The following is a 10,956-nucleotide window of genomic DNA, read 5'->3' on the forward strand; positions in this document are numbered from 1 at the left end:
TCTCCGATTGGGCGCTAAAGCGTGAGGCCGCCATCGACGAGGATCGTCTGGCCGGTGACATAGGCGGCGAGCGGCGAGGCCAGGAACAGGGCGACGCCCGCCATGTCCTCGGTCGTGCCGAACCGGCCGAGCGGCATCTTGGCGAGCGCCTTTTCGCGGCGGTCTGGATGATCCATCGTCACCTTGGTCAGCTTGGTTTCGACGAGCGACGGCGCGAGACCGTTGACGCGGATGCCCTCGGGCGCCCAGGCCTGCGCGAGCGTGCGGGTGAGGTTGACCGCCCCCGCCTTCGACGCGGCATAGGCGGGATTGCCGAGCGTCGCGCGGAAGCCGGCGACCGAATTGACCACGACGATGCTGCCCTGGCTGGCCGCGAGCATCGGCTTGAAGCGCTCCGAACAATGCATGACGCTGTCGAGGTTGATCGCCATCACCTTGTCCCAGCCGGCGCGCTCGAATTCCTGGCGGCGATAGAGCACCGCGCCCTGCGAGAGGACGAGGATGTCGAGCCCGTCGAACGGCGCTGGTGCTGCCGCGATCGCGTCGGGATCCGAAACGTCGACGCTATCGTAACCGAGGCCCGTCAGGTCCGATCCCTCGTCGGCGGAATAGTCGGCCGCGCTCGCCCGCGTGCCCCAGACATGGACATCGGCCCCGCGTGTACGGAACGCCTGGGCGATGCCGTTACCGATCCCGCTCGAACCGCCGACGACCAGGACCGATTTTCCGGTGAAATCGAGCTCGTTCATTCTGTCATTGCCCTTTTGTCATGCGATGCGGCGCAGTGCGCGTTCGAACAGGCGGACGGCGCGATCGTGAAGCTTGTCGCCGGTCTCCTTCGGCGCCTTGCCGGCGGCGGCGCGCGCATGGGTGCCTTCGAGGAGGATGCCGAGCTTGTAACAGGCGAGCACCGCGTACCAGTCGATCGCCGACAGATCGCGCGATGAATTGGCGGCATAGGTATCGACCAGTTCCTGCGCGGTCGGGAAACCGATCCAGGGTTTGACGCTGACCATCGGCACCGTCTCCACCGGATCGAGCCAGGTCGCGAGCAGCCAGCCCAGGTCGATCAGCGGATCGCCGATCGTCGCCAATTCCCAATCGACGATCGCGGCGAGCTCGCCCGAGTCATTCTGGTACATCACATTTGCGAGATGATAGTCGCCATGCATGATGCCCGGCGTGAAATGCTGCGGCCGGTGCGCATCGAGCCAGGCACCGACGCGGTCGACTCCGGGCAGGCTTGCCGCACCCGCCCACCCCGCGAATTCGCCATAGCTTTCGAGCTGCGCTTTCCAGCGCGCCACTTGTCGCGCGAGATAATATTCGGGCTTGCCGAAATCGGAGAGGCCGAGCGCGACATGATCGAGCGCGCCCAATGCCGCGATGCCCTCGACCAAAGCGATGCCCATGCGGTGCTGGATCTCCGCCGATCCGGCATGGAGCGCCGGCAGCCCCGCCACCGGATTGAAGCCGGCGATCGGCTCCATCAGGTAGAATGCCGCGCCGAGCACGCTTTCGTCGCCGCATGCCGCGATCAGGCGCGGATGCGGCACTGCCGTATCGGCGATCGCGGCCAGCAGGCGTGCTTCGCGCCGCATCGTCTCGTTGGAATTGCCGCGCAGATGCTGCGGCGGACGGCGCAGCACATAGGGCCGGCCGGCGCGTTTGAATCGGATCAGGATGTTCTGCGTACCGCCGGTCAGCGCCTCGACATTCTCGATGGCACCGGCGTCGAGTCGCTCGGCGTCCATCCAGTCGGTCAGCGCGGAAACGTCGATCTGATCCACCCTTTCCTCATCCTCTCGCCTGTTCTAATTCATTTGGATAATGCGCTTGACGTGGAGGCTTGGCAATGAAATTCTGCACTCATGGTTAGATTGTCTCCGAAACAGCCTGGCATGGCAGCCGAACATATGAAGCGCGTCGCGCGCCGGCTGTTCGCCGAACGCGGCGTCGACGGCGTGACGGTGCGCGATATCGCGGAAGCCGCGGGCCAGCGGAATCACGGCGCAGTCAGCTATCATTTCGGATCGAAGGAAACTCTGGTCCGCGAGATCATCCGCGACGGCGCGATCCTGATCGACGAACGGCGCAACGCCGCGCTCGACGCGCGCGAGGCGGATGGCGGCCCGGCGACGATCAGCGAGGTCGTCGACATCCTCGTCTACACCGCGACCGCGATGGACGAATCGGCGGTGGGCGAGGACAGCTATATCCGCTTCGTCACCATGCTGGGCATGACTCACCGCGAACTGTTCCTGAGCGCGCTCGAAGGGCGCTGGAACTCGGGCTATCTGCGCTGTCTCGACCATCTGCGCCGGCTGATGCCCGCCGACATGCCGTCCGCGATGAAGAATCAGCGCTTCGTCTTCATGGGCGCCTATCTCAGCAGCATCCTCTCGCTGCGCGAAGCGGCACTGACCGACACGAGCCGCGCGCACCCGATCTGGCAGTCGGAGCAGACATTGCGGCATTTTGCGAGCACTCTGACCGCGCTGATCGAAGCGCCCGGCGATGAAGAGGCGCGCGGTACCGTGAGAGGGCGAGGATGATCGACAGCATTGCCGCTTCGACTGCAGACGCATCGCTGCGTGCCCATCTGCTCGACACCGATCTCGCCACATTGATGGCCGAGGCGCGCAGCCTGCGCGATGCCGGCCATGGCCGGTTGCAGAGCTGGTCCCCCAAGGTCTTCATCCCGCTGACCCAGCTCTGCCGCGATCTTTGCCATTATTGCACCTTCTCGCGACCGCCCGAACGCGGCGCCCGGGCCTATCTGACGCGCGACGAGGTGATCGCGATCGCACGCGCCGGCCAGCAGGCCGGATGCACCGAGGCACTGTTCACATTGGGCGAGAAGCCCGAGCTGCGCCACCGGCTGGCACGCGAGGAACTCGACCGGCTGGGCCACGCGACCACCCTCTCCTACCTCGCCGAGATGTGCGAGGCTGTGATCGCGGAGATCGGGCTGCTGCCGCACGTCAATGCCGGCACGATGAACCGCGACGAGATGGCGATGCTCCGCCGCGTTTCGGTGAGCCAGGGGCTGATGCTCGAATCGACCGCCGAGCGGCTATGCGCACCCGGCGGCCCGCATTACCGATCGCCCGACAAGGCGCCGGCGGCGCGGCTGGAGACGATCCGGCTGGCGGGTGAACTCGCCATTCCCTTCACCAGCGGCATATTGATCGGCATCGGCGAGACGCGCGGCGAGCGGCTCGATGCGCTGTTCGCGCTCGCCGCGCTTCACCGCGACCATGGCCATATCCAGGAAATCATCGTCCAGAATTTCCGCGCCAAGGATCGCACGCCGATGGCGGATGCGCCCGAGCCCGATCTCGACGCGCTGCTCTGGACGATCGCGGCGGCGCGGCTGATCTTCGGCCCGGCGATGAATCTTCAGGCGCCGCCCAATCTCAGCGCCGAGAGTTTTCCGATGCTGATGGCGGCGGGCATCAACGATTGGGGCGGCATCTCCCCCGTCACGCCCGATCATGTGAATCCCGAGGCACCCTGGCCCGAAGTCGAACGGCTGCACCGGGGCACGGCGGAGCAGGGGCGCATTCTTGTCCGGCGGCTGCCGGTCTACCCCGCCTATGCGCTGGATAATGATCGCTGGCAGGACCCCGCGCTTGCGCCGATGGTCCGCCGCGCGAGCGACGCCACCGGCTTCGCCCGCGACGACGACTGGGCGCCCGGCACCACCGTCGTTCCGCGGATCGCACCGGCGTTGCCGGAATTGACGGCAGGTGCCGCCATCGCGCGCGCGATCGAGCGTGCAGCGACGGGCGAGCGGCTGGATGAGGATGCGATCGTCGCCCTGTTCGAAGCGCGCGACGCCGATGTCGAGCATGTCTGCGCCGCCGCCGACCGGCTGCGGCGTGCAACCTGCGGCGACACCGTCACCTATGTCGTCAACCGCAACATCAACTACACCAATATCTGCAATTATCGCTGCGGCTTCTGCGCCTTTTCGAAAGGCAGCACGCACGAGGCGCTGCGCGGACGCCCCTATGATCTCGATCATGGCGAAGTGATCCGCCGCGCGCTGGAAGCGGAAGCGCGCGGCGCGACCGAGCTGTGCCTGCAGGGCGGCATCCATCCCCATTATACCGGCGAGACCTATCTCGCGCTGTGCCGGGCGCTCAAATCGGCAACGCCGAAGTTGCATATCCATGCCTTCTCACCGCTCGAAGTGGCGCAGGGCGCCGCGACGCTCGGCCTGTCGGCGGAGGATTTCCTCCGGCGCCTCAAGGCCATGGGGCTCGATACGCTGCCCGGCACCGCTGCCGAGATCCTCGATGACGAGGTTCGCAGGATCCTCTGCCCCGACAAGCTCGATACCGCCCAGTGGCTGCACGTCGTCGAGGCCGCACACCGCGTCGGTTTCCGCACCACCGCCACGATCATGTTCGGCCATGTCGACACGCCGCGTCACTGGGCGCGGCACCTGCTGGCCATCCGCGACCTCCAGGCGCGGACCGGCGGCTTCACCGAATTCGTCCCCCTGCCCTTCGTCCATATGGAAGCGCCACTGGCGCTGAAGGGCGGCACGCGCGCCGGCCCGACTTTCCGCGAGGTGCGGTTGATGCACGCGGTCGCGCGGCTCGTGCTCCACGGGCAGATCGCCAATATCCAGGCAAGCTGGGTGAAGCTCGGGCCGGAGGGCGTGCGCATGGTGCTCGACGGCGGCGTCAACGATCTCGGCGGCACATTGATGAACGAAAGCATCTCGCGTGCCGCGGGCACCAAGCAGGGGCAGGAAATGCCCCCCGAGGCGATGGAGATGCTGATCCGTTCGGCCGGCCGCACGCCGCGCCAGCGCACGACACTCTACGGCCCGATCGACGACGCGCAGCATAAGCGCGGATTGGGCGCCCCCGAACTCGCACCGGTGGTGCAGACCCCGCCGGCCAAGCGTCAAAGAAGAGAGGAACTGATCGATGCAGGATGAACGCCCCACCATCGCCGTGCTCGGCGGAACGGGCAAGGAAGGCAGTGGCCTGGCGCTGCGCTGGGCACATGCCGGCTATCCGGTGGTGATCGGCAGCCGCTCGCCCGAAAAGGCGGTCGAGGCCGCGGCCGAAATGAACGAGACGCTGGGCCGGGACACGGTGCGTGGCTCCGGCAATCCCGAAGCGGCAGCCGCCGCCCGGATCGTCGTGCTCGCCGTGCCTTATGCGGGCCAGCGCGCCACTGTCGAAGAGGTGCGCGCGCACCTGACCGGCAAGATCCTGATCGACGTGACGGTGCCGCTGGTGCCGCCCAAGGTGAACCGCGTGCAGCTGCCCAATGGCGGCTCGGCGGTCGAGGCGATCCAGACATTGCTGGGCGAGGATGTGAAAGTGATCTCCGCCTTCCAGAACATATCGGCGCATCATCTGAAGAAGCTCGATGCCGAGATCGACTGCGACGTGATCGTCTGCGGCGACGACCGCGAGGCGACCGACTTGGTTGTCGGCTTGGCGCAGGCGATCGGGCTCGGTGCTTGGAATGGCGGCGTGCTCGCCAATTCGGTGGTGAGCGAAGGGCTGACCTCAGTGCTGATCGCGCTGAACCAGCGCTACAAGGTGCCGGGCGCGGGCATCCGGATCACGGGCATTCCGCGGGAGTGATTTAGGCTGGGGCCTGGTTCGTTCGGGATCAGGTTCCGACCCCCATTTGTCATTCCCGCGAAAGCGGGAATCCCGCTTTTCTGTGAAGCATCGGAAAGAAGAAGCGAGATTCCCGCCTGTGCGGGAATGACGTGGTGAAGATCGCGAAATCCTGCGCCTTCACCGTTCGTCCCGAGCGAAGTCGAGGGACGTTGGGGCCAGCGCTACGTGTCTCGACTTCGCTCGACACGAACGGATTTGGTATTCAGCGGGAAGCTCAATCCCCGCCAGCGTAAAGCATCTCGCCCAGCCGCTCGAGCGCTTCGAGATGCTCCACCGCACTCCCGCCCGGCAGGCTGAAATTGATCGAGCGGACGCCGAAGTCGCGGCGGATGCGGATTTCGTCGAGGACCTGCTGCTTGTCGAGCCCGGTGACGTTGAGCGTCATCTCCATCACGATATCGTCCGGATTGCGCCCGGCCTCAACCGCCGCCGCATTGACCGTGTCGACCGCCGCCTGCCCTTCGGCATCGGGCTTGAAGATCGGCAGCCAGCCATCGGCGAGCCGGCCGACGCGGCGCAGCACGACATCGGGCGGGATCGGCGCGATCGTGCGGCCCATGCCGAAGAAGAGCGGGATCGGCCGCTGGATCGGGCGCGGCGCCAGGCTGACATCCGCGAATTTGTGCCATTGTCCGTCATAGCTGACGTCATTGTCGGTCCACAGCCGGCGCAGCACGTCGATCTGCTCCTCGAACCGCTTGCCACGCGTTTGGAAATCAAAGCCCATCGCGTCGAATTCGAGCGGGTTGTAACCGACAGCGACGCCCAGGGTCAGCCGGCCACCCGAAAGGATGTCGACCTCCGCCGCCTGCTTCGCCACCAGCACCGTCTGGCGCTGCGGCAGGCCGAGCACGCCCGTCACGAAATGGATGCGCGTGGTGATCGCCGACAGATAGGCCATCAGCGTGAAGACTTCCCGGATCGTGCTCTTGTCGGTGTAAGGCGTCTGGGCGATGCCGCCGTGGCGCTCGGCGATGATGCCGACGACATGGTCGAGCAGGCGGATCCGATCGAAGCCGATCTCTTCCGATCGTTTGACGAAGCGGATCAGCGGTTCGAGTTCCGGGCCGAAGCCGGGAAAACGATACAGGTTGGTCCCGAACAGCATATCCGAAATCATGACATCCTCCACAGTCCTGGTTTTGTCGGTCGCATCGTTCTTGCGCAAAAGCCATTCGGCCCTTCGCACGAAATCTAATTCATTTGGATAATGCGCTTGACGCGATCGCTTGGCAATGAGATTTTGACCTATAGGGCAAAATTGATGCCGTCGGACGAGGAGCCGCATGATGGGTGAAGCCTATATCGTATCGGTCGCGCGCAGCGCGGGAGGCAAGCGCAACGGGCGGCTCGCCGGCATGCATCCCGCCGATCTGGCAGGTGCGATCGTGCGCGCGGCGATCGAGCGCGCGGGTGCCGACCCCGCGCTGATCGAGGACGTCATCATGGGCTGTGCCTGTCCCGGCGGGCAACAGGGCGCGAATATCGGGCGCGGCGCGGTGCTCGCGGCGGGCCTGCCCGAATCGATTCCCGGCACCACCGTCGACCGCCAATGCGGATCCTCGCAACAGGCGGTCCATTTCGCCGCGGCGACGGTGCAGGCCGGGCTGATGGACGTGGTCGTCGCCGCCGGTGTCGAAAGCATGACGCGCGTGCCGATGGGCCTGCCCTGGACATTGCCCGCGCAGCACGGCTTCGGCACCTATCGCAGCCCCGGTATCGATGCGCGCTATGGCGAAGCGCCGTTCAGCCAGTTCAAGGGCGCCGAGATGATGGCCGAGAAATACGGCTTCGACCGCAATGCGCTCGACGCCTACGCGCTCGAAAGCCATCGCCGCGCGGCAGCGGCGACCGACGCCGGGCATTTCACGCGCGAGATCGTGCCGCTCGACGTCACCCTGGCCGATGGCCAGACCGTCCGCCACGATCGCGACGAAGGCATTCGCGCAGACGCCACGCTGGAGGGGATCGCCTCGGTCAAACTCCTGCAGGAAGGCGGCCGGATCAGTGCCGCCAATGCCAGCCAGATCTGCGACGGCGCAGCCGCGCTGGTGATCGCCAACGAAGCCGGGCTGAAAGCGCTGGGCGCCGAACCGCTGGCGCGGATCCACCATATGACCGTGCTCGGCCATGATCCGGTGATCATGCTCGAAGCGCCGATCCCCGCGACCGAGCGCGCGCTGACCCGGTCAGGCCTGTCGATCGGCGATATCGACCTGTACGAAGTCAACGAGGCGTTCGCGCCGGTGCCGCTCGCCTGGGCGCAGGCGCTGGGCGCCGATCCGGCGCGGATGAACATGCATGGCGGCGCGATCGCGCTCGGCCATCCACTGGGCGGCAGTGGCGCGAAGCTGATGGCGACCCTGGTCGCGGCACTCCACACCCATGGCGGGCGCTATGGCCTGCAGACGATGTGCGAGGCGGGCGGAATGGCGAATGTGACGATCGTCGAGCGGGTTTAAACTTAGTTCATCCCCTGTCGCTCCAGCGAAAGCTGGAGCCTATGCGATGCGTAAGGCTGCGTTCGGGTTCGAAGATCGTATGGGCTCCAGCTTTCGCTGGAGCGACAGTTAAAAAGGTCCGGAACTCACCCGCCGATATTCCGGCCCAGTTCGCGGTTGAACGACAGAGCCACCAACGTCCCGATCGCGCCCGACAGCAGATAGGCGCCGGCCGCGAGCAGGCCGAACGCACTCGACAGCCAGAGCGCGACCAAAGGCGCGAAGCCTGCGCCGAACAGCCAGGCGAGATCGGAGGTCAGCGCCGAGCCGGTATAGCGGTGCTGCTGGCCGAAGCTGGACGACAGCGCGCCCGAGGACTGGCCGAACGACAGGCCGAGCAGCACGAAGCCAAGGAACATGAACGCGGCCTCGCCGAATTCTCCGGCGTCGAGAAGCTGCGGCGCGAAGCCGCTGAACGCTGCGATTGCGGCCGCAGTCACGCCGAGCACTGCGCGGCGGCCGAAGCGGTCGGCCAGATAGCCCGAGACGATGATCGCGACGATGCCGAGCGCCGCCGCCACCGCTTCGATGATCAGGAAACGCACCGGCGTCTCTTCGGTGAAGAGGAACACCCAGGAGAGTGGGAACACCGTCACCATGTGGAACATCGCGAAGCTCGCCAGCGGCGCGAAGGCGCCCGCCGCGATGACGCGCCATTCGGAACGCACGGTCTCGGTGATCCGGGCCGGCTGCAATTCGCGATTCTCGAACAGCCGCGCATATTCGGGCGTCACCACGATGCGCAGCCGCGCGAACAGCGCCACCACGTTGATGGCGAAGGCGACGAAAAAGGGATAGCGCCAGCCCCAAGCCAGAAAATCCTCGGCCGGCAGCGACGAGATCAGGAACATGAAAAGCAGGCTGGCGACGATCAAGCCGAGCGGCGCGCCAAGCTGCGGCACCATCGCATACCAGCCGCGCTTACCCTCCGGCGCGTTGAGCGCGAGCAGCGAAGCGAGGCCGTCCCATGATCCGCCGAGCGCGACGCCCTGCCCCATGCGGAACAGCGCCAGCAGCATGGCCGAGCCGATGCCGATGCTTTCGTAACCCGGCAGGAACGCGATCGCCGCGGTCGATCCGCCGAGCAGGAACAATGCGATGGTCAGTTTCGCGCCCCGGCCATAAGCGCGGTCGATCGCAGTGAAGATCGCGGTGCCGACGGGGCGCGCCATGAAGGCCAGCGCGAAGATCGCGAAGGACCACAAAGTGCCCTGAAGCGGATCCATGTAGGGGAAGACCAGCTTCGGGAAGACCAGCACCGACGCGATCGCATAGACGAAGAAGTCGAAGAATTCCGAGGTCCGGCCGATGATGACGCCGATCGCGATCTCGCCCGGCGCGATCCGGTGAGCGTCGGCCCCGTGACCGTCAGCATTGAGGGCGCGGGCATCGCGCTCGGCCTGGGTGACAGGAACTGTATCGGCAGCCATCGGGTCGTCGTCCACATCATCGGCCGCAGGCGCGGCATGAGTCGTCGCCGGGGCATATCGCCCCGCCATGAAACCCCTCTGCGCCAATGACGGCAATCGGGGGATTGGACAAAATGTCCTATGTGCGGTGCAGCATGACGCGCCTAGTCGCAGGTTCATGTCCATTCGCTTCGCCAGATTCAGACCCGGCTTGCGCCTGCTCCCGCTTCTCGCCGCGCTGCCGCTGCTTGCCGGCTGCAATATGGTGGTGCTCGATCCGGCGGGCGACGTCGCGCGCCAGCAGGGCAATCTGATCGTCATCTCCACCGTTCTGATGCTGCTGATCATCGTGCCGGTGATGGCGCTGACACTCTTCTTCGCCTGGCGCTATCGCGCGGCAAACAGCGACGCGACCTACAAGCCCGACTGGGACCATTCGACGCAGCTGGAACTGGTGATCTGGGCGGCGCCGCTGCTGATCATCATCTGCCTGGGCGCGCTGACCTGGGTCGCGACGCATCTGCTCGACCCCTATCGCCCGCTTGCCCGCACCGCGGCGGGAGCGCCGGTTGCGGCCGATGTGAAGCCGCTCGAGGTCAATGTCGTCGCGCTCGACTGGAAATGGCTGTTCATTTATCCCGAACAAGGCATCGCCACCGTCAACGAGCTGGCCGTACCCGTCGATCGCCCGATCCTGTTCCGCATCTCCGCCTCGTCGGTGATGAACAGCTTTTACATTCCGGCGCTCGCGGGACAGATCTACGCGATGCCCGGCATGGAGACGCGGCTGCACGGCGTGTTCAACCATCAAGGCGACTTTGCGGGCTTTTCCGCCAATTATTCGGGCGCCGGCTTCTCCAACATGCGCTTCGCGGTGAAGAGCCTGTCGGCCGACGGGTTCGAGCGCTGGGCAGACAGCGCGAAAGATGCCGGCCAATCGCTCGACCGAGCCGCCTATCTGAAGCTCGAACGCCCGAGCGAGAAGGAGCCGGTCCGCCGCTTCGCCTCGGTCGATCCGGCGCTGTTCGATGCGGTCGTCAATCTGTGCGTCGAGCCCGGCAAGATGTGCATGCACGACATGATGTCGATCGACGCCAAGGGCGGGATGGGCATGGCCGGCATCTACAATGTCCGCGACCTCGCCTACGACAAGTTCGCGGCGCGCGGCAGCGGACCGGCGCTCAAGCCTCGCTATGTCGCCGCGGCCTGCGCCGTGCCGATGGCGCCGAGCAAGGCGCCGATCGCCCGGCCCGTCGACCTTGCCCCCTTGGTCGGCGCCGGCCTCTCGCGGCCGAACAAGCCCGTCTCGCCCGAGCGTTCCGCCCGGAACGAAACGCCGATCCCCGGCCGCCCCCTGATCTGATTGTATCGAGATCGCCATGACCC

9 protein-coding genes are annotated in these 10,956 nt (G+C 66.1%); 5 read left to right on the forward strand and 4 right to left on the reverse strand.

The window, feature by feature from the left end; all coding sequences use genetic code 11:
- Window positions 1–14: 14 nt before the first annotated feature.
- Window positions 15–749 (reverse strand): SDR family NAD(P)-dependent oxidoreductase, encoded by a 735-nt coding sequence (locus tag AC3WN8_RS28485; RefSeq protein ID WP_492672901.1) that lies wholly within the window; start codon window positions 747–749, stop codon window positions 15–17.
- An 18-nt stretch (window positions 750–767) separates the two neighbouring features.
- Window positions 768–1,790, reverse strand: coding sequence for a phosphotransferase family protein (locus AC3WN8_RS28490; RefSeq protein WP_492672902.1), 1,023 nt, complete (start codon window positions 1,788–1,790; stop codon window positions 768–770).
- A 111-nt stretch (window positions 1,791–1,901) separates the two neighbouring features.
- Between AC3WN8_RS28490 and AC3WN8_RS28495 the strand changes: the two genes are divergently transcribed.
- The 3 genes from AC3WN8_RS28495 to npdG are packed head-to-tail and all read left to right on the forward strand — an operon-like array spanning window position 1,902 to window position 5,618.
- Entirely contained in the window at window positions 1,902–2,555 is a 654-nt protein-coding gene (locus AC3WN8_RS28495; protein WP_492672903.1) for a TetR family transcriptional regulator, read from the forward strand.
- Window positions 2,552–4,957: a 5-amino-6-(D-ribitylamino)uracil--L-tyrosine 4-hydroxyphenyl transferase CofH gene (gene cofH, locus AC3WN8_RS28500; RefSeq protein WP_492672904.1), complete on the forward strand. Its 2,406-nt coding sequence runs from the start codon at window positions 2,552–2,554 to the stop codon at window positions 4,955–4,957. The genes AC3WN8_RS28495 and cofH overlap by 4 nt, the downstream gene beginning before the upstream one ends.
- Entirely contained in the window at window positions 4,947–5,618 is a 672-nt protein-coding gene (gene npdG, locus AC3WN8_RS28505) for an NADPH-dependent F420 reductase (protein WP_492672905.1), read from the forward strand. Before cofH ends, npdG begins: the two co-directional genes overlap by 11 nt.
- 256 nt (window positions 5,619–5,874) lie before the next feature.
- On the opposite strand, the gene AC3WN8_RS28510 is transcribed toward npdG, so the two are convergent.
- Complete coding sequence (locus AC3WN8_RS28510) at window positions 5,875–6,780, reverse strand: LLM class F420-dependent oxidoreductase (RefSeq protein WP_492672906.1); 906 nt, start codon at window positions 6,778–6,780, stop codon at window positions 5,875–5,877.
- A gap of 169 nt (window positions 6,781–6,949) precedes the next feature.
- Here AC3WN8_RS28510 and AC3WN8_RS28515 point away from each other — a divergent pair, with 169 nt between their 5' ends.
- Entirely contained in the window at window positions 6,950–8,122 is a 1,173-nt protein-coding gene (locus AC3WN8_RS28515) for an acetyl-CoA C-acetyltransferase (protein ID WP_492672907.1), read from the forward strand.
- Between the two features lie 125 nt (window positions 8,123–8,247).
- Here the strand turns inward: AC3WN8_RS28515 and AC3WN8_RS28520 are convergent, their stop codons facing one another.
- A complete protein-coding gene (locus AC3WN8_RS28520; protein ID WP_492672908.1) occupies window positions 8,248–9,591 on the reverse strand; it encodes an MFS transporter in 1,344 nt (447 codons plus the stop codon).
- 157 nt (window positions 9,592–9,748) lie between these two features.
- Here AC3WN8_RS28520 and cyoA point away from each other — a divergent pair, with 157 nt between their 5' ends.
- Window positions 9,749–10,933, forward strand: coding sequence for a ubiquinol oxidase subunit II (cyoA, locus tag AC3WN8_RS28525; RefSeq protein WP_492672909.1), 1,185 nt, complete (start codon window positions 9,749–9,751; stop codon window positions 10,931–10,933).
- Window positions 10,934–10,956: the final 23 nt, after the last annotated feature.

The sequence above is a fragment of the Sphingobium sp. FW305-3-2-15-F-TSA7 genome (assembly GCF_058787155.1).

Excerpts from the sequence above, each read along its gene's own strand:
- AC3WN8_RS28485 (WP_492672901.1), bottom strand. The coding sequence starts at position 749 with ATGAACGAGCTCGATTTCACCGGAAAATCGGTCCTGGTCGTCGGCGGT.
- AC3WN8_RS28495 (WP_492672903.1), top strand. The coding sequence starts at position 1,902 with ATGGCAGCCGAACATATGAAGCGCGTCGCGCGCCGGCTGTTCGCCGAA.
- cofH (WP_492672904.1), top strand. The coding sequence starts at position 2,552 with ATGATCGACAGCATTGCCGCTTCGACTGCAGACGCATCGCTGCGTGCC.
- npdG (WP_492672905.1), top strand. The coding sequence starts at position 4,947 with ATGCAGGATGAACGCCCCACCATCGCCGTGCTCGGCGGAACGGGCAAG.
- AC3WN8_RS28510 (WP_492672906.1), bottom strand. The coding sequence starts at position 6,780 with ATGATTTCGGATATGCTGTTCGGGACCAACCTGTATCGTTTTCCCGGC.
- AC3WN8_RS28515 (WP_492672907.1), top strand. The coding sequence starts at position 6,950 with ATGGGTGAAGCCTATATCGTATCGGTCGCGCGCAGCGCGGGAGGCAAG.
- AC3WN8_RS28520 (WP_492672908.1), bottom strand. The coding sequence starts at position 9,591 with ATGGCTGCCGATACAGTTCCTGTCACCCAGGCCGAGCGCGATGCCCGC.
- cyoA (WP_492672909.1), top strand. The coding sequence starts at position 9,749 with ATGTCCATTCGCTTCGCCAGATTCAGACCCGGCTTGCGCCTGCTCCCG.